The sequence below is a fragment of the Flagellimonas sp. ABD4_174 genome (genome assembly GCF_056160185.1).
In genome coordinates, this window is sequence record NZ_JBSWWP010000001.1 from 354,934 (window position 1) to 376,297 (window position 21,364).

A 21,364-nucleotide genomic window follows, 5' to 3' on the forward strand; every position below is an offset into this window, starting at 1 on the left:
AAGACCGCTACCCTTGTAGATGTTAGCAATAACCTCAATTGAATTGGATTGCTATAAATCCTATAAAAGCATTAAATGGAACAAAGCATATTGACAGACCTAAAAAAAACAGCTAAAAAATCCTTAAAAGCCAACCAAAACGCACTTGCCAGTACGCAAAAGCAACTGGAAATATTGAACGGGGAACTTTTTGAGGATGGTGAGCTCCCTTACTTTAAGGATAAAATTGCCGAAACGGGTCAGTTTCCCTTAAGACCAAAAAAATTAGAGGTGCTACAAATCAACGTCGGATATATGTGCAACCAAGTTTGCGGACATTGCCATGTAGATGCGGGCCCCGACCGAAAGGAAATTATGACCCGAGAGACCATGGAACAGTGTTTGTCCGTAATCCGGAATACCGGCGCCCATACGTTGGACCTTACTGGTGGTGCCCCCGAAATGAACCCTGATTTTCGGTGGTTTGTGGAAGAGGCTTCCAAGGCCGGTATCAAGGATTTTATCGTACGTTCCAACTTGACCATTATATTGGCCAACAAGAAATACCACGATCTGCCGGAATTCTTTAAAAAACACAATGTTCATGTAGTTTCATCCATGCCCCACTATACCCGTGGCAAAACGGACAAACAACGTGGCGATGGGGTTTTTGATAAATCCATAAAGGCTTTGCAAATGCTCAACCAAGTGGGTTATGGTATGCCAGATAGCGATTTACGTTTAGATCTGGTGTACAATCCTTCCGGAGCATTTTTGCCCACTGATCAAGCTGCCATGGAGCATGACTTTAAAAAAGCGTTGAAAGCTGATTTTGATATCGATTTTCATAATCTTTTTGCCATTACCAACTTGCCTATTTCACGGTTTTTGGACTACCTCATCGCTTCGGACAATTACGAGGATTATATGTATTCTTTGGTAGATGCATACAACCCTGCTGCGGTAGAAAATGTAATGTGCACCAACACCATCTCAGTAAGCTGGGATGGATGGTTGTACGATTGCGATTTTAACCAAATGTTGGACCTTAAAGTGGCAAGTAAGGTAAAACACATCAAGGATTATAATGATGATGTACTCAGCAATCGAAACATTGTCATTTCACAACATTGCTACGGCTGTACGGCAGGGGCTGGGAGCAGTTGCCAAGGAACGGTGGCTTAATAGTCCAATATTTCCACTAGCTTATCCAGCACCTCTTGGGGTTTGATGGTGCTCATAACATTTTCATACCCCTCTGGCACTTTGTTGCCATACACAGAGGTCGGAATCAAAGGATATTTTTTTCTATCCGCCAATAGGGCATTGTCCATGGGCTGCCCAAAGGGATAGAATCCAGCATATGGGTGGGTAACCCCCCAGAGTGTCACCACCGGGATACCATAGTTTGCTGCTAAATGTGCATTTCCACTATCCATGGACAACATGGCATCCAAATTTGAAATTAATTGTAGTTCTTCGGAAAGATCGAGCTTGCCCGCCATGCACAAGGCGTTTTCATACGTTCCTGCTACCTTTTCCAACACATCAACCTCTTTGGCACCACCCCCGAACAATAAAATTTTATACTTATTGGTATTGTTTAACTGCTTAATAACTTCCTCTGTAGAATCCAAAGGATACATTTTTCCATCATGAGCTGCAAAAGGTGCAATTCCAACCCATTTCTTGGTATCTTGTTGCACCAGACCCAGCACTTTTTCAGATAGCTGGATCCTTTCCACTGGTTTTGCTTTGGTTAAGTCAATGGGGAAACCAAGTCCGGCAAACACATCGGCATAGCGTTGGTGGGTTGTCTTTAGTTGTTCAAAAACTTTGTTTTTGGGCCGGGTGAGTGCTTTTTTGTCCCTTCGTCCCTTGTCCAATTGTACAACGGGCACCCGCTCCAAAGCAAAATATTTTTTGAGAACCCTGCTGCGCAGTACATTGTGAAGATCGGCCACTGCATCAACCTTTAATGATTTAAGCTCTTTAAATAGCCGCCAAAGCCCAATAAGGCCCTTGTGTTGTTTTTTTACCTCCGCTGCTACAACTTCCACATTGGCCATCCCATTAAAAATAGGCGCAAACGATTTTTTGGTAAGCACCGTAATCCGCATTTGGGGGTATTTTTCTGTAATAGTTCGTAGTACGGGCACAGTCATGGCCACGTCACCCATTGCAGACAAGCGGATAACCAATATATGGGTATGTTTACCCTTTTTGTCCACGTAAAACCGGGTTTAGTTCATCATCGTTGTACATTTTCATTTGCTTATACACTTTCATGTACTTGTCCCCGGATTCAATATCCATTAATAATTGATCTATGGCCGTGGACAGGTCTTTCTTTTGCTCGAGCAATACGGCGAGTTTATCGCTACATTTTTTAATATGCTCGGAAGAAGCATCCGTTCGGTTTACCTCTTCTTGCATATGATAGATCTTCAGGGCCAAAATAGAAAGCCTGTCAATGGCCCATGCCGGGCTCTCCGTATTGATCTTGGCATTTTGCTTTACCTGTACCGATTGGTATTTATTTAAAAAGTAACTGTCTATATATTCCACCAAATCGGTACGGTCTTGGTTACTTGCATCAATTTTACGTTTAAGATCCAAGGCTGCAACAGGGTCAATTTCCGGGTCACGTATAATATCTTCATAATGCCATTGAACGGTGTCTATCCAATTTTTTCTATACAACAGGTGCTCCACTTTATCCTTTGGATAAGGGTTGGAAAATTCTTGATAGACATCATCCTTGATATGGTACTTTTCTATACTTTCCTCAAATATGTTGAAGGCAAAATCGCTGAACATAATAGTAGTTTTGTTCAAAGATATTGCTTTATGGCGTACTTAGTTTAGATGGACCACAAAAAGAGTGGAGGCCAATACCAAACCCCCGATCAAAACCACTTCTTGAAGGTTTTGTTTTTTTATTTCTTCAAAATAATTGGTAAGGAAAATTGATGCGGGAAAAAACGTGATCATTACCGGCGAACGATCCACAGGGTTAAACAGAATCAATACCGTGGCCAGCAAAAAGGTAAAAAACACAATTCGCAGGAGCAACAATTTTCCCCCGCTCACATTTCGCAGGCGCACAAATACGGTGATGGAAACAATGGTGATCAAAATTAGATAAATCAATATTTTGAAATCCAACACTTGAAAAAAGGATTTATCGGTAAACAATCCTAAAGAAAATTGATAGTGTTCCGCAAAAAAATGAAGAGATCCCTTTAGCTTGAGCACGGTAAACGTTAAAACAAAAACAGTGGCCGTTCCCAAAACAGGCACTAGCCAATTTTTAAAGGTTTTACGGTCGTAAACCCCTATCACATAAAAGATCAAGAGCATAAACGCCAAAGACCAATCGTAGAATAAGCTTGCGGTGGCTATTAACATGGAAGCATCAAAAATCTTGTGCTTTACGTTCCTAATGGATTTAATGGACAACACCCTCCAAAATGCCATAAGCAGGAAAAAATTGGCAAAAATAATGTTCTGGTGCCCCAAATGGTCGGAAAAGGAAATGGCCAAAAGCACAAAAAACACCATGGTATAGGAATTGGACTCGGTCGCCTTTTCCTTTCTCACGATCTGATTTGTGATAAAAACGGAGAGTAGCAATGCGGTGAACATCAGCAGTTCAAAAGGGATAATCTGGCTAAACTTTTGCCCGCTAGGCCCAAAAAAAATATTGGCAAAATAAAAAAGGAACAAGAACACTCCCAGCACAATATAGTTTATGGGCTTTGTTTTTCCGAAAAAGCTTGAAATCATCCTATCTTTTGCTACTTTTGTAAAGTAAATATAGCCAACATGAGCAAGTTTTTTTACGGTATAGAGGACTTATTTGTAAATTACCTATTCGCACCTTTGGATTTTCTACGCTTTATGCACAGCTGGTGGGGTGCCAACACGATCAACTGGATCTTTATGATCATTGGTTTTATCGCAATGGTCTATTGGATGAAACAATTAAAGATCTTTAATGACAATAACGAAGAGAACAAGGAGATCAGCTCCCATTCTTATCTATAGGTCAAAACCAAGATCTTTTCTGTAGTACATTCCATCAAAATGAAGCTTTTCCATATTTTGATAGGATTGCTGTAACGCTTCCTTAAAATCTTTTCCGAAAGAAGTGATGGCGATTACGCGCCCTCCATTGGTAACTACTTGCCCGTTCGACACTTTGGTTCCGGCGTGGAACACAATGGAATCCCTAATGTTTTCCGTACCCGTAATTACCTTGCCTTTTTCATAAGCCTCTGGATAGCCACCAGAAACTGCCATTACCGTAGTGGCCGCTCTATTGTCAATATCCAGTTCTACTTGGTCTAATGTCCCGTTGGCCATGGCCATAAGCACCTCTACCAAATCACTTTTAAGCCTTGGGATCACCACCTCGGTCTCAGGATCGCCCATTCGAACATTGTATTCGATCACTTTAGGCTCGTTGCCAACTTTGATCAGGCCGATGAAGATAAAACCTATGTAAGGCAAATTGTCTTTTTTAAGGCCATCTACGGTCGGTTTTACAATCTGGCGCTCTATCTTGTCCATAAATTCGGAATCGGCAAATGGAACAGGGGAAATAGCCCCCATTCCCCCTGTGTTGAGTCCAGTGTCTCCCTCTCCTATACGTTTATAATCTTTTGCTGTAGGGAGTATTTTATAATTAGCGCCATCGGTAAGCACAAAACAGCTCAACTCTATGCCGTCCAGAAACTCTTCGATAACGACCGTTGCACTTGCGTTTCCGAATTTGGAATCGAGCAACATGGATTTAAGCTCATCCTTGGCTTCTTGAATGTTTTGAAGAATAAGTACTCCTTTACCTGCCGCCAGGCCATCTGCCTTTAAAACATATGGGGGGGACAGGGTTTCCAAGAAGGCATAGCCCTCTTCTAACGTATCTGCCGTAAAACTCTGATATGCCGCAGTGGGAATATTGTGCCTCATCATAAACTCTTTGGCGAATTCCTTGCTCCCTTCCAGCTCTGCGGCCGCTTTTTCCGGCCCAATTACAGAAACTGCCCTTAGCTCGGTATCGTTTAAGAAAAAATCGTGCACCCCTTTTACCAAAGGGTCTTCCGGCCCTACTACCACCAAATCAATGCTTTCTTTCAACACCAATTGTTTAATGGCTTCAAAATCGTTTACGCCGACTTCGACATTTGTTGCTATTTGAGAAGTGCCTGCGTTACCGGGCGCAACAAAAAGTTTAGAAGTTTTAGGGCTTTGGGATATTTTAAGGGAAATGGCGTGCTCGCGACCACCTGAACCTAGGACCAGAATGTTCATGTATTAAAGTTTTGGCAAAAATAACTCAATTGTATTTTAATTTAAGAGTTATTTGCAAATGATCTATTGTGAAAATTCTCTATGGGCCTCCCACAACTGATCATGTGATAACGACTTGAAATATTCGAACACTTTTTTGAGCCCATCGGAGCGGTGTACCTTGGGTTCCCAGTCGAGTATTTCTTTTGCCCTTGAAATATCGGGCTGGCGTTGCATAGGATCGTCTTGCGGCAATGGTTTAAATACGATTTTCTGATCGGTTCCTGTAAGTTTTATTATTTCTTCCGCAAATTCCAGAATGGTAGTCTCATCGGGATTACCAATATTGATGGGCTCTACATAATCGCTCATCAATAAACGGTAGATTCCTTCGATTTGATCATCGATGTAGGTAAAGGAGCGTGATTGTGAGCCATCCCCAAAAACCGTTAAGTCTTCGCCACGAAGTGCCTGCCCCATAAAAGCAGGGACTACACGTCCATCGTTCAATCGCATTCGAGAACCGTAAGTGTTGAATATTCTAACTATTCGGGTGTCCAATCCATGATGCCTATGGTAGGCCATGGTGATGGATTCCATAAAGCGCTTGGCCTCATCATACACCCCTCTTGGACCAATAGGGCTAACATTGCCGAAATAATCCTCATTTTGTGGGTGCACCAAGGGGTCGCCATATACTTCGGATGTGGATGCCACAAGAATTCTTGCTCCATGGTCACGGGCCAAGCCCAATAAGTTCAAGGTTCCCAAGGAGCCCACTTTAAGGGTATCTATCGGAATTTTAAGATAGTCGATAGGGCTTGCCGGTGAGGCAAAGTGGAGGATATAGTCCATTTTTCCGGGTACATGGACAAATTTGGTGACATCGTGGTGAAAGAACTCGAAACGTTTTAAGTGAAATAGATGCTCTATGTTTTTGATATCGCCTGTGATCAGGTTGTCCATTCCGATAACATGGTGGCCCTCGGCAATGAACCTATCGCAAAGGTGCGAACCTAAAAATCCGGCTGCCCCGGTGATGAGTGTTTTTTTCATTTGATTTTAATATGCTTTCGCCTCTCCCTTGATTGCGTTGAGTACTGTCTGAACTATAATTTTTAAATCGAGAAACAACGACCAGTTTTCTATGTAAAAAATATCGAATTTAATTCTATTCTGTATGTCTGCCTCTTGTTCTATTTCCCCTCTATACCCCCGTACTTGTGCCAATCCCGTAATTCCGGGTTTAACGAAATGGCGCACCATATATTTGTCCACACTTGTTGCATACTCGTTGGTATGCTTTACCATATGGGGCCGTGGTCCTACTACGGACATGGTTCCAAATAGCACGTTGTAAAACTGTGGAAGCTCATCTATACTGGTTTTCCTTATAAATTTTCCGATTTTGGTTATTCGCATATCGTTTTTTGTGGCCTGGATATGGTCGGCATTATTATTCGGGGCCATTGATCGGAACTTATAACAATAAAACTCCCTATTGTCTATCCCATTCCTTGTTTGCCTAAAGAATACTGGGCCTTTAGATTCGAGCGTAATCAACAGGGCCAAAATTGGTGTCAACCAGGATAGTATGCCGATAATGACAAAAAGGGAAAAAACAACATCAAAACTTCTTTTAAGAAGCGCATTTACAGGAGTATGAAGAGGTATGTCTCTTAAAGACAATACAGGAATATAGTCGTAATATTCAAATTTGAGTTTTTTGGCGAAGATATTCTTGTTGTCAGGTATAAACTTTAATGTTTTAAGATTATTGTCAGCAAAATTTATGAAGGTGGTCAATTCACTGTTTTTTAATTCTGATATGGAACAGTAAATCTCTTCAACATTCTTTTCAATGATAAAATCGAAACATTCATTTATATCAAAATCTGGTGTTTTCAGCGAAAATTGTTTTAGAAACTTATAACCATATTCTCCCCTCTCATTAAAAACCCTGATCAGTTGTTCTGTTTTTTTGTTTTTCCCAATAACCACAACATTTCTTATACTTCCTTTTAAACTTACACCATAATTCACCATTATTAAAAACAGTAAAAGTTTTGTGATGGAAATGGTGCAAAAAATCAGCACAAAATATTGGGCCAAAGCAATACGCCCCATGTCTGGCTGTTTAAAAAACCCTATATAGGCAAAGAGTATCAGAAAGAATAGAACAAATTGAGTAAATATTTTTCTCAGGACACTTGGAACCTTGGTGTAACGGTGAATGCCATAAAACTCATTTTTATGTGAAAGTATAGTCCACCCTATAAGTAAATAGGCATGGAACAATATTGGTTCGTTAATTTTAATGGGGAGAAAATAGACAAACAGGTTTATGACCAAAACATCAATGATGAACGTCATGGGCTTAAACAAATCTGAATACTTAGTAAGCCTAAAAAACATGCTGGTCTAAACTAGAAATAATATTGCGGTTAAATGTATTAAAATTTAACACGATCCTTTAAGACCAATAGAATAAATTTCGTGTTCCCCACCAAATATCTTTTCCACATTCTTTTGGGCTCTTGGATAAATCTAAAGAACCATTCAAGACCGGCCTTTTGCATCCATAATGGTGCTCTTTTCACTTTTCCCGCTACTACGTCAAAACTTCCTCCAACCCCCATAATCAAGTTTACATTTGCAAGTTGATCGCGGTATTGGTACAAGAATTTTTCTTTCTTTGGTGAGCTAATGGCAACAAATAAGAGTTGTGCCTTACTTTTTGAAATTTGCACTGCTATTTGTTCCTCTTCACTTTTGTTAAAATAGCCGTTCCTATAACCGGCAATTATTTCCTTTCCGTACTTTCTGGAATATTTGTTTACAACACTTTCAACGATTTCTTCGGTTGCTCCCAGGAAAAAAATCTTATAGTTCTTTTTACTCGACAATTCTACTAGATTCTCCATCAGGTCAATACCGGCAACCCTTTCCTTTAAGGGTGTGCCCAAGAATCTGGATGCCCACACAACAGCTTGTCCATCAGCATTGATCAAGTTACTGTTAACTACGCTTTCCTTGAGTTGTTCATCGTTCTGCATTGCAACCACTTTTCCAGCATTCACAACAACATGGTGCAATTGCCTTCCTTGGTCAATAGCAGCACTAATTTCCGTCAAGGTTTCTGACATGGTCAGGTTATCAATCGGTATTCCAAGAAATTGTATTCTATCCACTAAAATGTTTTATAATTATGTTGTGTATACGTTTCCTTTAAAAACTTAGTCATTTGCTTTAAAGAATAGGGTGAGAAAGCTTTGGGGTGACCAATTATTACAAAATTGTCATTGTTGGTTGTCTTCTTTAAATAGGCCTTAAAAGACCTTTTTAACAAAATAGCCTTAAATCCATCCATGGAAACTACACTATGGCTAAAACTTAAAAGTAGTTTAAACACATTCTTTTTAGCCATTGGTATTGCACTCCCATCGCCAAACGCCATGTGATTTTTTTGTTTTAGGAGCTTTATCAAAGTAAATCTCCAAAAGAAAATAGGTGATACTCGATATGAGCTGATTGGAATCTCTACAAATTCCCCATTTTTATCTTCTAATGTAAGTTCATTGGAAAATCTATAAAAAGTTTTGAACTCAGGAACAGATGAAAAATCAAATTTTTGATTTTCCGAGTGATAATATCCCTTTGGATAAACAGTACTATCAACAAACACACCATTTTTTTTTAGAGCGTCTTTAATATGATGAAATGGTTGAGCACTCCATCCTCCGGCACGATAGGCCTTGGGGGGTGTCCCTGTTATCTTTTCTAACACCTTGGTATATCTGGTTACAATATCATACACCTCATTTGCACTAAAGTCATGTAGTCGGTACCTAGTGGTATCAAAATTCCATTTGGTGCCATCAAAAAGCGAGTCTTCCCAATGTGGGTGAATATGAAGTTCAATACCATGCCCTTGATCGGATAATTTTTTTATTTGACCTACAATCTTTTCATAGTCATTTCTTAATACAGGATACTCTCTCATTTGTTTTTCCAAGGCCAACAAATATCCGGAATCAACAAAGCAAACAAATTTGACGCCAAGTGGGTCCACTATATTTAACAACTGCTCTGTGGGTTCAATAATACACTTTTCCACAGTTCCACTATCGGGTCCAAAAAACAGTTCGTAATCCAATGTGATATAGATGTTCATTCCTTTTCCAATTTATTTTGTTGGATTCCACATAAGAATAATGTGGCAAAAACAGCAAAGAACTCTATTCCTTTTATCCTTACAAGCATTGACTCTGTAACATTGGCCATTATGAATGCAAAAAACATGAGTGAGAACAGATAATCCTTCCTGTACATGGACAACAACAATAAAAAACCCAATGAGCATGCATAAACAAATCCACCTAAGGCACCATTTCTGCTCAACAACTCCAAAAACTGATTATGTGCATTTAGATCATTTCTTGCCGCTTCATCAAAACCAAAGTCGATATATTTTCGGTTTCTCATCTCTTCAATCTTTGCAAAACCAACTCCTGTTAAAGGATTTTCCTTAAATATCTGATAGGAAGCATCCCAGCGTTCAAAACGTTTGTCTCCCACGATAGCTTCTATTGTAAATAATCTTTGTTTTAAATAACCGCTGCCTATCTTGTTGAAGACTACCAAACACAATACCAAACCCAATAAAATCCAAATGGACTGGAATCTATATTTAGAAATCCTCATTAATAAAAAATACCCGACAAGCACCAGTATCATTATCAAGGCTACCCTACTGGCCAATTGGAATAAGCCTATGAGCAAAAATAGTATGACTGCATGTCTGATGTAGGGCTTACCCTCTTTACGATGAATTAAAAATATTATGGCTGTTACAATAAACACCCCTAGGTATGTTGGATGAATATCCGCAATTTGTGTAAATCGATGGTTGACATGTCTCCAACGGAACAAATAGTGCAATGGTTCCCTTCCACTAATCATTTCATAAACTACATTCCCATAACATATGATCAAAGTGGCCACACAACCCCATACCAGTGCCGTGAAAATTCGGTTCCTTCTTTGACCATATTTGTCTTTCTGGGCCATAATCACAAATGGCACCAACAGAAAAGACCAATATCTTTCCAAATATTTAAATCCTTCCCAGAATCCTGATCCGCAAAAAGAACCCATGACGGCCAAAATAAAAAAGGAAAATACCGGCCATGATTTCCAAAAATTTGAAACGTCCTGAGATTTGTATTCAACGATTATAGAAACGATGCCCAACAAAAGGAATATGCCAAGAAAAATATTGTTCAATCGCATATACATCGGCAATGTAAATACGGTCAGGTAAAGTGCCCAAAATCTAAGTTCCAATACTTTTTTCAAATCTTATAGTTATTTATGAGCATAAATGGCAAAAGAGCGAGATAATAGATTATTTGTCGACTACGTTTAATATTTGTCTTCCATTTAAAATCAGGTTTTATGTGGATCTGCTTCTCGCTTTTCATCCGGTTACCGCCAATTATATGTGGTATTTGCAAGAACTCTGGTAAAGTTACTTTTTTCTCCCGCCCCAAAAAAATATGATGGTTAATCCTTTTGATCTCCTTGACCGGGTTTTCAACAAAATCTTCATATTTAACCTTAACCACTCTTCGATCCATCCAACAAACCAATTGTCCAAAAAAATTAATAAGACCATAGTACAATAAAGTAGATGCAGGAGATTTAGGCGTCTGCACATTTTTGCCAAAGGAATTTATCACCCCCCGAACATCTCTCACCACATAAATTCCTCTTATATTTAGTTTTCTACTTTTCGACAACAACAAATAGCGGGCAATATATTTGGAAGAGTCCAATAGAGCTACATTAGGGCTGTATGTCGAAATCCTTTCAAAAATTTCTTCTTGTACCTTTAAATAAGCCTGGTCGGTTTTTTTGGTAAAGAGAAGCTTGGGTATGTTTTTATGATTTTCACATTTTTCGCAATAAGTAAGTCCGGCAATAGTTGTAGAGGGCAAAGTTTGCACTATTCCAGACCAAAATTGGCAATCTTGAAGATTTTCACCACAGGAACATGCCTTGTCTCCATTCAAATGCTCCTTGAATTGGTGCATTTCCCCAATGGTAACTATGTCTTCCTGAGCATTAAGAATTGTCGCTAACAATGTTGTGCCGCTTCGACCGGCTCCCATTAAATAAATTACAGTTGTTTTTATAATAAACTATTTATTGGTTTTGAAAAAGAATTTATATACCCGAATCTTAATTGAAAATAAACAATAGTCAAAGCCCATATAGTATTGGTTAACTCTCTAATTCATTTTTTTCTGTCACCAATAATTTTCGCCGGAACCCCACCGACCATCGCATAATCCGGCACATTTTTGGTTACCACTGCCCCAGCTGCAACTATTACATGATTACCTATGTTACATCCTGCAGTAATAACAACATTAGCCCCCAACCATACATCATCCCCGATAGTGGTCTCATAATAATTTTTTCCTTGTTTTTGTATCGGTAAATCCAACCTGTCATATTTATGGTTTCTTGAATATATTTTAACGTCTGGGCCCATAATAACATTGTTGCCAATATGTACATTGGCCTGTACCATACATCGTGTTCCAAGTTCGGAAAAATCCCCCATTGTGGCATTCGGTGAAATTTCCGCCCCGCTTTTTACTCTGGGTTTTTTTCCACACTCCTTTAAATAAGCCTTAACCAATTTACTCCTTATCCAAGGAAAAAATAAAGCATAGGGCCTGTAATCCTCAGGAGTGTTTTTGAAAAAAATAAGATATATGGCAAAAAGGATTTTTTTCAAATTTTTACTAAATTTTTATACGTATTCATAATTTTTAGACATACCTCAGTTAAAGATAATTCTTTAAAGGATTGAAGGGCTCCTTTTTGAAGTTTTGAGTATTCTGTCTCTGAGATTTTTTTTAAATAAATCATTTTTTCAACAAACGCCTGCGTGTCTTCATTAGAAACATAAAACCCATTGACGCCTTGATTTACCTGTTCTTTGAATTGTGGTATATCTGAAGTTAAAATTGGTGTACCGCAAAACATGGCTTCTATAGTGACTGTCGGGAAACCTTCATTTCTTGATGGCTGTACTAAAAATCGTGATTCATTATAAAGTTTTCTAAGGTCTTCTTGTGATTGATCAAGTTTTAAGACAATATTGTAGCCTTGGTCCATTAGTTCCCTGATTCTGGGTTCAAATTCATCTCCTTTTCCAACTAAACAAAAAGATGTGTTTTTAGGTAATTTTGTAATCGTTTTTATAAGAATATCGATTCCTTTTACCTTAAAAAAAGATCCAACAAAAAGAAAGTCAAATTTTTTTTCAATATTCATATTATAAAAAACGGAGTCATTTACTCCAACGGGCAAAACCATACCAATGGGTATTTGAAGTTTTGTTTTCACTCTTTTAGCGAGTTCATTGCCCACAGGGATTGCAAAATCAACAGCTTTAGCTGCTTTTCTTGCTAACAACAAGTTTGACTCATTAACTTCATAATTTATGTCTGAACCATGAAATGTAACAACCAGTTTTGATTTGGGATAAAAAAACTTATATAACCAAACTAAATAAATAAATGGGTAAAAAAAGTGAAGATGGACAATATCGTACTTTTTAAACAAGTACGGGATAAACCTAAGAAACGAGTTCAAATACTTAATTACACTCCCAATTCTCGAGGTGAACTTTCTTTCTAAATAAAAAACTTGAATGTCAGGACCCAAGTATTTTTTTAATTCTATAAATTGATTCCTGACAAATATCCCGCTATAGGCCTTTTCCTTGCCGGGCCACATATTACTAACCAGTAAGACCTTCATTTTTTTCAAGAATTGACAATGTGAAAATTATATATATCAAGGCCAGTGATGTGTTCATCAATAAACTTCGGGTTATGATATTTAGGAAAAATAGACCAAATAAGATAATAAAAAATATATGCTCAACCCCGCTTTTCTTTATTCTTTTAAAAACGGAATATATAAGTGCTCCGAAAATTATCAAACCAACAACTCCAAACTCTCCTAATATTGACGCCAAGTTACTGTCATAAACACCGTCCATTTTTACGAAATAAGAGCGATGGCCTACTCCATACATATCATATACATTGCTAGATTCGGAAAAAATTGTGCCAAATGTTGCCGCTCCTGTACCAATAGGAAACTCATCTATCCCTATCAAAGTAGCTAGATGTAACATAATACCGCGAATATAGTTCCCATTTAAATCAAACCCACTGGTAATATTAATGTAAGTTTTTTCAATAAAATCAGTGAAAACGAACAAAACGGCCAAAGCCATAACAAAAAAACTTAGTATTCCTTTTAGTCCAATATTTTTAACCACTTGTGTCCAATAAATCACAAGCAATGAAAGTATAAGAAGAAGAAGGGAGGTTCGACTTGCTAAAAACAGCAATAAAATTGCAAACATAAAAGAGTTGGATAGAATTAGCAGATGGTTGTTCCTCCTATAATGGTACATTGCCACTTTCAAAAAGAGCAAAAAATAAAAAACTGCCAAAAAATTGGTTCTAAAAAACCCTCCATGCCTTAATACACCGTTTCTCAATTCCATTGGGATTCCTAAATAAAGATAAAAATCCTGTTGCATTACTAAACTCATCAGAATACCTAACAAAGAAACAAACAATATGCCTTTCAATATCTTCTCAAATCCTCGAGCATAGTATTGCCTCCTTTGGAAAAAAAAATAAAAAAAAATAAAAAACTTTAAATGAATCAAGTTCTGAAATAGTATTTGAGAAAGATTTCGATTGAACCCGAACATCAATGATATTACAGTAAGGTATATAAAACTTAATAACACGAATAACTGAAAGCGGGATATCTTGGAAACTATGATTGTCCGAAATAATTCACAACCAATAATAAACAACAATAAAAGCTCATCCGCATACCCGACCATGTTTAGGTCAATTTTCTTTGCAAAATTTTCAATGGGATATTGAAAAAGGGTAATAGTTACAAGAAAAAGAACTGTGTTTTTCGTCAGCCAGGTTAAGAGCTTATTTAATTTAATATTTTCTTTATAATCTCCCAAAACCCTGTCGCTTTAAACATGTTTTCTTCCAATGTACCATAATCATTTAAGCAAATGCGTTTTAATTGAAAATTATTGGTCTCAAAGACATTATATCCGTAATCTACCGTAAAACCATAATCATAACCTGTTTCCTTTACAAAATCAATTTCCCTTTGAGTATAATCTCCGTTTGGATATGCAAAAGCGACAATTTCTTTTCCCAATAGCTTTTCCAACTCCTTTTTAGATTCTCCAATTTCATTTTTACATTCGGCAGCTTCCATGTTGGGTAAAATTGGGTGGAATTTTGTGTGGGATTGAAAATCAACAAAGCCACTTAAACTCATTTCATCTATTTCTGAAATCGACAAAGAATGTCTATCCTTATATTTTTTTACCCTTTCGTAACCTAACCTCTTTAAGAAGGCCATCATTTCTTTATGCGGTAATTTTTTAATTTGTCCTAATTTGTTCTTCGGAATGTCATATTTACTCCAAAAATGTCTGCTCGTACCCACAATAGAACTACATAAGAAAATTACAACGGGCATATTGTGCTTTTTAAACAGTGGCAATAATTCATAATTGGATTTATGACCATCATCAAAAGTTAACATAGCAGGATAGTTTGGTAGTTTCCCCCATTCCTCTTGATTATTCTTACTTCGAACAAACTCTTCTAAAGACAAGAAATTATACTTCTTTTTTAATCTTGTTAACAAACTGTCCAGTTTGTTAACTTCCATCTCATGTATCAAAAAAATTGACACCGCTTTTTTTTGTTTAACATACCTCCAAAACTGTGATAAGCCTATAAAATATACAAAGGACCATAAAAAATTCTTCATATTACCAGTATTCCTCAACATTGATAAAATTTTGCACTTTATCCCGGTCTTCATAAATTATCATTTTTAATGAAGGGTCCAAAACAGGAGTTGTGTCTTGTGTGTTTTTCTTGGTGTTCAGATTTTTTATCCATCTCCTTATTTTAATCCGAAAATTGGGAGAAAACATCTTTCTTGCGAGACGCCGAAATATATTGTCCGATTTTTTATCAAAAATAAGTTTATTGAGCCTGCCAAATTTCACAACCCCAGTTTTATTTGCATTATAGTAGTCAATATTAGAATAGTGGCTAACTTTTAAAAACCTGAAAACGTCTGAAATCAACATTTTTGGATTCTTGGTCATAGCCTCAAACAAAATAACCTTAATGTTTTCTTTTGGGAAAATACTATATAGAAATTCCAATTTCTCTCCATAAAGGCTTCTCTCCAAATATTCCGGTCTTTTTTTAATGGCTTCATTAACATCACTATTCTCTTCTTCTGATAATTGTCGTAAAAATGTGAATGCCGAGTTTATTCTTTTCTCAGGATTTCTCAAAAGTAAAATTATCTTCGCTTCTGGGTTATATTTTTTGATTCTTTTAAGGCTTTCTTTATCCTCTATATAATCCACACAGCCGGTAATTATAATCTTTTCATCTTGCTTAGGCCTGAATTTTTCTTCAAAACTTTCATACCCTTGACTATAAAGCTTCTCTTCAATGAAAAAAGGAAATTCCTTCAGAAATGATTCCCCATAAACCTCAGGGTGTTGAATCAACCACTCATATAATGAAGTTGTTCCCGCCTTTTGTACCCCTATAATAAACGTATTTACCTTTTTCATTTCAAAGAATTAAACGGAACATATGCTAACATTATCTTGTGTGTCTTATAAATCATATATACCCCTATTATATTCCATAAAGACATGCTGACTATACTACTAATTGCCGCTCCATAATACCCGTACCTTGGAACCAAAATCAAATTTAACCCTAGATTAACAATGAATGCTAGAAAAACCAAATTCTGAAACTTTTTTTGTTCGCCAGTCATCTGAAATACGACCCCGACAGGTCCACATATAGCATTGGTCAACTGACCAAGGCACAGAATAACCAAAAGTGTAGAACCAGTCACAAATTCTTCGCCGAATAGTGCCAAAATAGGTTTTCTAAAGAGAATTAATAAGGCTATAATGGCTATGGAAAAAAAGAAATTTATTCGAACCACTACATTGATCAACTTGTTAAATTCATCTTTGTCACCCTCGTAATAGGCTTTTGATATTTTTGGAGCTAATATACTGTTGAGAGATTGTAAAGAAAACCCTATAACCGCCGCCAACTTTAAAACTACATGGTAGACCCCAACATTATTAGCCGTATCATATACTCCCAGAAAAATCGTGTCGGTCCACCCTAGTAATAATATCAATGCAGATGAAAACATTAAAGGCATAGAATCAGCAATATAGTTTTTTGTGTTAAACTTTTCCCGTGAAGGTTTGACTCCGCTGATTCTTTTGTTGACCATATAGAATGAAATCAATGTCAATACAAACAATCCCAATGTGTGCGAAATAATTGGCACTGTTGTATTATCCCTGTTTAACCCATAATAAATTGTTATTAATATTAACAGTCCAAATAAAAACCTTCCAGCATTAGATAAAAATGAATATTTTTTTGTGGCCTGTAAACCTCTTAAAACAGATGAGTTTATTAAAATAGTTGTCCACAATGGAATGGATACAAATCCTAAGATAACATACGTATCATCATCAATTCCCAAAAAAGTTGCGAACTCATATTTAAAAATAATTCCAATTGAACCAAGAACTATTGAAACCAGAAAAGAAATCAATAATGATTGATGATAGATATGTTTGGCCTCCTGAATTTTCTTCGAGGAAAAAATTTTTACCAGATTTATATCAAAACCCAATTTTGGAATTATAGAACCGATGAGGAAAATTGAAAAGCTAAGTGCAACATACCCGTTTATCTTGGCACCAAACAACCTTGAGATTAATATAACAAACAGATAACCAGACAAAAAACCAATGGTTTTCATTATAAAAAAAGAACTTCCTTTCAAAAGAAGTTCCATAATATTTTTGTCGGATTTATAAGATTTGATTGACATTTTTGTTCCTATAAAACATATTTTTCTAGTTAATTTGAATTTCTTTTTTCAAACCACCATCCCCGCAGCTACCGTCTCATTAGTCGCATCATCGATCAAAATGATACTCCCTGTAGTCCTATTTTCCCGATAAGAATCTATCATCAAAGGTTTGGTGGTTCTTATTTTTACCTTGCAAATGTCGTTCATGGACATCTCAGTATCGTCGGAACTGCGGTTCAACGTATTGATGTCAATTTTATACAATACTTCTTTTACCATGGCTTTTTGCTCGTTGGAGGTATGTTTAATGGTGTATTTTGCCCTAGGTTTGGCCGGGGAATTGTTCAGCCAACATAACATCACTTCCAGGTCTTGTTGGGCTTCAGGTTTGTTATTGGAGCGGACAATCATGTCGCCTCGGCTAATATCAATATCATCCTCCAGTGTAATGGATACCGACATTGGGGCGAAGGCTTCTTCAACCTCACCAGAGAATGTGTCTATGCTCTTGATTTTTGAGTTAAACCCAGATGGCATCACAGTGACCTCATCCCCTTTTCTCAACACACCGCTAGCCATTCTGCCAGCATAACCGCGATAGTCTCTAAATTCCTCACTCTGTGGCCTTAAAACGGTCTGCACGGGAAACCTAGCATCTACCTTGTTGATATCACTACTGATATGCATGGTTTCCAATGTGTGCAACAATGGTGCTCCCTGGTACCATTCCATGTTTTTAGATCGGTTTACCACATTATCACCCAACAATGCACTGATGGGAATAAAGCGTACATCCTTTACCAATAGTTTGGATGAAAATTCCTCGAATTGGGAAATTACTTTGTTATAGGCCTCTTCGGAAAAGTCGACCAGATCCATCTTGTTGATACAAACGATTACGTGTGGTATTTGCAACAAGGAAGCAATAAATGCATGTCTTTTGGTCTGTTCAATAACACCGTGTCTTGCATCGACCAAAATTATGGCCGCGTTGGCCGTTGAGGCTCCCGTAACCATATTTCGGGTGTATTGAATATGCCCTGGGGTGTCCGCAATAATGAACTTTCTTTTTGGTGTGGTGAAGTAGCGATACGCTACATCGATAGTAATACCTTGTTCCCTTTCATCGCGAAGGCCATCGGTGAAAAGTGCAAGGTCGACGCCGTCGTGCCCTTTCTTTTTACTTGTACTTTCAATGGCTTCCAATTGGTCTTCAAAAATGGATTTTGAATCGTATAATAGGCGCCCTATCAGCGTACTTTTTCCATCATCCACACTTCCTGCCGTAGTAAATCGTAAAAGTTGATTGTTGTCCAACATATCTTTGTCTAAAAATATCCTTGTTTCTTTCTGTCTTCCATTGCTGTTTCCGAGCGCTTGTCATCACTTCTGTTTCCACGCTCCGTTTGTCTCATTGCCGATACTTCTTGAGCTATTTTCTCCACAGTATCTGCATCGGACTCTATACCGCCAGTGATGGTGATATCCCCTAAAGTCCTAAAACGTATTTTCTTGGTGACCACTTCCTCTCCTTCATCCAACTTTAAGAATTCAGAGCTGGGAATCCATGAGTTGCTTCTCCAAACCACTTCTCTTTCGTGAGCAAAGTAAAGGGATGGAATTTGTATGTTTTCACGTTTGATATAGTTCCAAACATCCATTTCGGTCCAATTACTTATTGGAAAAACCCGGAAATGTTCTCCTTCAAATTGTTTTCCATTGAACAGGTTCCATAACTCAGGTCTTTGGTTTTTGGGGTCCCATTGCCCGAAATCATCCCTATGCGAAAAGAAACGTTCCTTGGCACGTGCCTTTTCTTCGTCCCTTCTACCACCGCCAATTGCACAATCCACTTTATTGGATTCAATAGCATCCAATAATGTTGTTATTTGAAGAGCATTTCTAGTGGCGTTCTTCCCTTTTTCCTCGGCAACCCTGCCTTGGTCAATGGACTCTTGAACAGAGCCTACAATGAGCCGTACCCCTAAACTTTCGATAAGGTCATCCCTGAATTTTATGGTTTCCGGGAAATTATGACCCGTATCCACATGCATCAAAGCAAATGGAATTTTGCTGGGATAAAATGCTTTTCTGGCCAAATGGGTCACCACAATGGAATCCTTTCCTCCAGAAAATAAGATTACTGGATTTTGGAACTGGGCCCAAACTTCTCGAAGCACAAAAATGGCTTCTGACTCCAGCTCGTCTAAATAGTTTAAATAATATTTACTCATTACAATTGTAATTTGGGTCGAATCAATTCGTATACTTTATTTACTGCTTCATCAACGGACTCATTTTCCGTTAAAGTGATATTTGGGCGCAAAGGTACTTCATACGGACTGGAAATGCCTGTCATATCCTTTATTTCTCCTTTTCTTGCCTTTTTATAGAGACCTTTTACGTCTCTTTTTTCACATTCTTCCAAACTGGTGTTTACAAAAACCTCCACATAATTTTGTTCACCCACGGTTTCTTTAATTAGGTTTCGGTCTTTTTCAAAGGGAGCAACAAATGCAGCCAACACCACCATTCCTGCATCTACAAATAGATTTGCCACTTCTCCAATTCTTCTATTGTTCTCTGAGCGATCTTCAGCCGAAAAACTTAGATCCTTGTTAATTCCTTTCCTAACATTATCACCGTCGAGGGTATAGGTTCTTATGTTCTCCTTGACCAGCTTTTGTTCCAGGCCATTGGCTATTGTGGACTTTCCTGAACCCGAAAGACCTGTAAAAAATATTAGGAACGAATTGTGGCCATTGGCCTTTCTTCTTTCATTCACGCCAATTTTATAATCGTGCCTTATGATGTTCTCCTCCATTTCTTTGCTCGTTTTCTTTTATCCAAACCATAGTTGATTTTATACCAGGACCTTTCGTGAAAATAATACAGTATCATCTTGGTAACAACCTCGGCAAATCCAATTTTTAGTCCCGTGAAGGGGTCCCCAGAGATTATCCAAGACAAAATTATGGTGTCCAAAGTACCCAGAACCCTCCAGGTTACCGTTTTTATCAAATGCCTTCTTCTACTGTCCCCTATGCCAACCTTTACCCATAATCTCTCGTGAAAGTAATACAGTGCCATTTTGGTAACCACTTCCGCCAAACCAATCTTAAGCCCGGTAAACGGGTTGCCAGTAATAATCCACGAAAGAAGTATAGTATCCATCGTGCCCACCAACCTCCATGTTATGGTCTTGGCCAAGTGTCTTTTATAGGAAACTTTTTGCGTCATTTACTTTACCAAGAAAAATGGGTTCAATAGGTTTTCTTTATTGTAAACCAGATCCTTGCCCGTTTCCCAATTTGTAACCTTTAATCCCATAGCGGAACAAATCGCATGGCCTGCTGCCGTGTCCCATTCCATGGTAGGTGCAACTCGGGGATACATATCGGCTTTTCCTTCCGCAACGATACAAAATTTCAAAGAGCTTCCTTTGGACACTATCTCCACATCTTTTCCTTCTTTTTTTAGCTCTTCAATAAAATTTTCGGTCTGCTCGTTCATGTGCGAACGACTCCCCACGACCTTGGTTTTTGCCCCACTTTTTTCTGAAGGGCGTAATTGATTTACCTCGTCAAAAAGATTGACGGGAAGCTCCTTTGCATCTCCCAACTCAATTTTAAAGGATTTCCCTTCCTCAACATTGGCACAATAGAGTTCCCTGGTCACGGGCACATAGATAACCCCGAGAATCGGAGTTCCTTTCTTAATCAATGCTATGTTTACGGTAAACTCCCCATTTCTTTTTATAAATTCCTTTGTTCCGTCCAAAGGGTCCACCATCCAACATACATCCCATTCTTTTCTTTCACTGTATTCAAGATTCTTGTTCTCTTCGCTAATAATAGGAATAGTTGTTTGGGTCAAGTAGGACATTATCACCCTATTGGATTCCAAATCTGCTCGTGTGAGCGGAGAATCATCTTTTTTATACTCGGTGCCAAAATCCACCGAGTCATATATGTCCATAATTGCGCTGCCAGCATCAATTGAAGCTTTAATGGCAAGTAAAAGTTGCTGTTCTACATTAATGGGGTTCAATTTTATTGTC

Annotated in this window: 23 protein-coding genes; 2 read left to right on the forward strand and 21 right to left on the reverse strand. The window is 37.9% G+C overall.

Annotated elements, in window-relative coordinates; translation table 11 throughout:
• Positions 1-75 precede the first annotated feature (75 nt).
• Positions 76-1,164: an arsenosugar biosynthesis radical SAM (seleno)protein ArsS gene (gene arsS, locus ACXAFK_RS01605; RefSeq protein WP_474956573.1), complete on the forward strand. Its 1,089-nt coding sequence runs from the start codon at positions 76-78 to the stop codon at positions 1,162-1,164.
• Here the strand turns inward: arsS and ACXAFK_RS01610 are convergent.
• The 3 genes from ACXAFK_RS01610 to ACXAFK_RS01620 are packed head-to-tail and all read right to left on the reverse strand — an operon-like array spanning position 1,161 to position 3,768.
• The gene (locus ACXAFK_RS01610) at positions 1,161-2,210 is read right to left on the reverse strand and encodes a glycosyltransferase family 9 protein (RefSeq protein ID WP_474956574.1); all 1,050 of its coding nucleotides are present in this window, start codon (positions 2,208-2,210) and stop codon (positions 1,161-1,163) included. The genes arsS and ACXAFK_RS01610 overlap by 4 nt on opposite strands.
• Complete coding sequence (locus tag ACXAFK_RS01615) at positions 2,194-2,799, reverse strand: DUF4254 domain-containing protein (protein ID WP_293297938.1); 606 nt, start codon at positions 2,797-2,799, stop codon at positions 2,194-2,196. Before ACXAFK_RS01615 ends, ACXAFK_RS01610 begins: the two co-directional genes overlap by 17 nt.
• A 39-nt stretch (positions 2,800-2,838) precedes the next feature.
• Positions 2,839-3,768 carry a DUF6427 family protein gene (locus ACXAFK_RS01620; RefSeq protein ID WP_474956575.1) on the reverse strand — a complete coding sequence of 310 codons (930 nt, stop codon included), beginning with the start codon at positions 3,766-3,768 and terminating at the stop codon, positions 2,839-2,841.
• Between the two features lie 39 nt (positions 3,769-3,807).
• On the opposite strand from ACXAFK_RS01620, the gene ACXAFK_RS01625 reads away from it, so the two are divergent.
• Positions 3,808-4,029: a DUF6341 family protein gene (locus ACXAFK_RS01625; protein ID WP_224835937.1), complete on the forward strand. Its 222-nt coding sequence runs from the start codon at positions 3,808-3,810 to the stop codon at positions 4,027-4,029.
• Here ACXAFK_RS01625 and purD read toward each other — a convergent pair.
• The 18 genes from purD to cysQ all read right to left on the reverse strand — a co-directional run bounded on the left by purD (position 4,024) and on the right by cysQ (position 21,354).
• The gene (gene purD, locus ACXAFK_RS01630; protein ID WP_474956576.1) at positions 4,024-5,295 is read right to left on the reverse strand and encodes a phosphoribosylamine--glycine ligase; all 1,272 of its coding nucleotides are present in this window, start codon (positions 5,293-5,295) and stop codon (positions 4,024-4,026) included. The two genes, ACXAFK_RS01625 and purD, sit on opposite strands and share 6 nt — an antisense overlap.
• Positions 5,296-5,358: 63 nt before the next feature.
• Positions 5,359-6,330 (reverse strand): UDP-glucuronic acid decarboxylase family protein, encoded by a 972-nt coding sequence (locus ACXAFK_RS01635; protein ID WP_252081035.1) that lies wholly within the window; start codon positions 6,328-6,330, stop codon positions 5,359-5,361.
• A gap of 6 nt (positions 6,331-6,336) precedes the next feature.
• Entirely contained in the window at positions 6,337-7,647 is a 1,311-nt protein-coding gene (locus ACXAFK_RS01640) for an undecaprenyl-phosphate glucose phosphotransferase (RefSeq protein ID WP_474956577.1), read from the reverse strand.
• Between the two features lie 80 nt (positions 7,648-7,727).
• On the reverse strand, positions 7,728-8,465 hold the full coding sequence (locus tag ACXAFK_RS01645; RefSeq protein ID WP_474956578.1) for a WecB/TagA/CpsF family glycosyltransferase: 738 nt from the start codon (positions 8,463-8,465) through the stop codon (positions 7,728-7,730).
• Positions 8,465-9,391 carry a polysaccharide deacetylase family protein gene (locus tag ACXAFK_RS01650; protein ID WP_474956579.1) on the reverse strand — a complete coding sequence of 309 codons (927 nt, stop codon included), beginning with the start codon at positions 9,389-9,391 and terminating at the stop codon, positions 8,465-8,467. The genes ACXAFK_RS01645 and ACXAFK_RS01650 overlap by 1 nt, the downstream gene beginning before the upstream one ends.
• Positions 9,392-9,444: 53 nt before the next feature.
• Positions 9,445-10,632 (reverse strand): O-antigen ligase family protein, encoded by a 1,188-nt coding sequence (locus ACXAFK_RS01655; protein WP_474956580.1) that lies wholly within the window; start codon positions 10,630-10,632, stop codon positions 9,445-9,447.
• Positions 10,629-11,447, reverse strand: a complete 819-nt coding sequence (locus ACXAFK_RS01660) for a sulfotransferase (RefSeq protein WP_474956581.1) — start codon at positions 11,445-11,447, stop codon at positions 10,629-10,631. The genes ACXAFK_RS01655 and ACXAFK_RS01660 overlap by 4 nt, the downstream gene beginning before the upstream one ends.
• Before the next feature lie 125 nt (positions 11,448-11,572).
• Positions 11,573-12,082 (reverse strand): acyltransferase, encoded by a 510-nt coding sequence (locus ACXAFK_RS01665; RefSeq protein WP_474956582.1) that lies wholly within the window; start codon positions 12,080-12,082, stop codon positions 11,573-11,575.
• A complete protein-coding gene (locus ACXAFK_RS01670; protein ID WP_474956583.1) occupies positions 12,079-13,113 on the reverse strand; it encodes a glycosyltransferase family 4 protein in 1,035 nt (344 codons plus the stop codon). The genes ACXAFK_RS01665 and ACXAFK_RS01670 overlap by 4 nt, the downstream gene beginning before the upstream one ends.
• Positions 13,094-14,359 (reverse strand): hypothetical protein, encoded by a 1,266-nt coding sequence (locus tag ACXAFK_RS01675; RefSeq protein WP_474956584.1) that lies wholly within the window; start codon positions 14,357-14,359, stop codon positions 13,094-13,096. The genes ACXAFK_RS01670 and ACXAFK_RS01675 overlap by 20 nt, the downstream gene beginning before the upstream one ends.
• On the reverse strand, positions 14,329-15,087 hold the full coding sequence (locus ACXAFK_RS01680) for a polysaccharide deacetylase family protein (RefSeq protein ID WP_474956585.1): 759 nt from the start codon (positions 15,085-15,087) through the stop codon (positions 14,329-14,331). Before ACXAFK_RS01680 ends, ACXAFK_RS01675 begins: the two co-directional genes overlap by 31 nt.
• 103 nt (positions 15,088-15,190) lie before the next feature.
• A complete protein-coding gene (locus ACXAFK_RS01685) occupies positions 15,191-16,018 on the reverse strand; it encodes a sulfotransferase family protein (RefSeq protein ID WP_474956586.1) in 828 nt (275 codons plus the stop codon).
• Positions 16,015-17,286 (reverse strand): flippase, encoded by a 1,272-nt coding sequence (locus ACXAFK_RS01690; protein ID WP_474956587.1) that lies wholly within the window; start codon positions 17,284-17,286, stop codon positions 16,015-16,017. Before ACXAFK_RS01690 ends, ACXAFK_RS01685 begins: the two co-directional genes overlap by 4 nt.
• An 84-nt stretch (positions 17,287-17,370) precedes the next feature.
• Positions 17,371-18,624 carry a sulfate adenylyltransferase subunit CysN gene (gene cysN, locus ACXAFK_RS01695; protein ID WP_293297983.1) on the reverse strand — a complete coding sequence of 418 codons (1,254 nt, stop codon included), beginning with the start codon at positions 18,622-18,624 and terminating at the stop codon, positions 17,371-17,373.
• 8 nt (positions 18,625-18,632) lie between these two features.
• Entirely contained in the window at positions 18,633-19,538 is a 906-nt protein-coding gene (gene cysD, locus ACXAFK_RS01700; RefSeq protein WP_474956588.1) for a sulfate adenylyltransferase subunit CysD, read from the reverse strand.
• Positions 19,538-20,128 (reverse strand): adenylyl-sulfate kinase, encoded by a 591-nt coding sequence (cysC, locus tag ACXAFK_RS01705; RefSeq protein ID WP_474956589.1) that lies wholly within the window; start codon positions 20,126-20,128, stop codon positions 19,538-19,540. The genes cysD and cysC overlap by 1 nt, the downstream gene beginning before the upstream one ends.
• The gene (locus tag ACXAFK_RS01710) at positions 20,110-20,544 is read right to left on the reverse strand and encodes a DUF2061 domain-containing protein (RefSeq protein WP_474956590.1); all 435 of its coding nucleotides are present in this window, start codon (positions 20,542-20,544) and stop codon (positions 20,110-20,112) included. The genes cysC and ACXAFK_RS01710 overlap by 19 nt, the downstream gene beginning before the upstream one ends.
• Positions 20,545-21,354, reverse strand: a complete 810-nt coding sequence (gene cysQ / locus ACXAFK_RS01715; protein ID WP_474956591.1) for a 3'(2'),5'-bisphosphate nucleotidase CysQ — start codon at positions 21,352-21,354, stop codon at positions 20,545-20,547.
• Positions 21,355-21,364 lie beyond the last annotated feature (10 nt).

Coding starts and splice junctions, on each gene's coding strand:
- ACXAFK_RS01670 (WP_474956583.1), bottom strand. CDS start 13,113: ATGAAGGTCTTACTGGTTAGTAATATGTGGCCCGGCAAGGAAAAGGCC.
- ACXAFK_RS01615 (WP_293297938.1), bottom strand. CDS start 2,799: ATGTTCAGCGATTTTGCCTTCAACATATTTGAGGAAAGTATAGAAAAG.
- ACXAFK_RS01620 (WP_474956575.1), bottom strand. CDS start 3,768: ATGATTTCAAGCTTTTTCGGAAAAACAAAGCCCATAAACTATATTGTG.
- ACXAFK_RS01690 (WP_474956587.1), bottom strand. CDS start 17,286: ATGGAACTTCTTTTGAAAGGAAGTTCTTTTTTTATAATGAAAACCATT.
- ACXAFK_RS01680 (WP_474956585.1), bottom strand. CDS start 15,087: ATGGAAGTTAACAAACTGGACAGTTTGTTAACAAGATTAAAAAAGAAG.
- arsS (WP_474956573.1), top strand. CDS start 76: ATGGAACAAAGCATATTGACAGACCTAAAAAAAACAGCTAAAAAATCC.
- cysN (WP_293297983.1), bottom strand. CDS start 18,624: ATGTTGGACAACAATCAACTTTTACGATTTACTACGGCAGGAAGTGTG.
- cysC (WP_474956589.1), bottom strand. CDS start 20,128: ATGGAGGAGAACATCATAAGGCACGATTATAAAATTGGCGTGAATGAA.
- ACXAFK_RS01660 (WP_474956581.1), bottom strand. CDS start 11,447: ATGGGAGCCGGTCGAAGCGGCACAACATTGTTAGCGACAATTCTTAAT.
- purD (WP_474956576.1), bottom strand. CDS start 5,295: ATGAACATTCTGGTCCTAGGTTCAGGTGGTCGCGAGCACGCCATTTCC.
- ACXAFK_RS01640 (WP_474956577.1), bottom strand. CDS start 7,647: ATGACGTTCATCATTGATGTTTTGGTCATAAACCTGTTTGTCTATTTT.
- cysD (WP_474956588.1), bottom strand. CDS start 19,538: ATGAGTAAATATTATTTAAACTATTTAGACGAGCTGGAGTCAGAAGCC.
- ACXAFK_RS01625 (WP_224835937.1), top strand. CDS start 3,808: ATGAGCAAGTTTTTTTACGGTATAGAGGACTTATTTGTAAATTACCTA.
- ACXAFK_RS01710 (WP_474956590.1), bottom strand. CDS start 20,544: ATGACGCAAAAAGTTTCCTATAAAAGACACTTGGCCAAGACCATAACA.
- ACXAFK_RS01635 (WP_252081035.1), bottom strand. CDS start 6,330: ATGAAAAAAACACTCATCACCGGGGCAGCCGGATTTTTAGGTTCGCAC.
- ACXAFK_RS01685 (WP_474956586.1), bottom strand. CDS start 16,018: ATGAAAAAGGTAAATACGTTTATTATAGGGGTACAAAAGGCGGGAACA.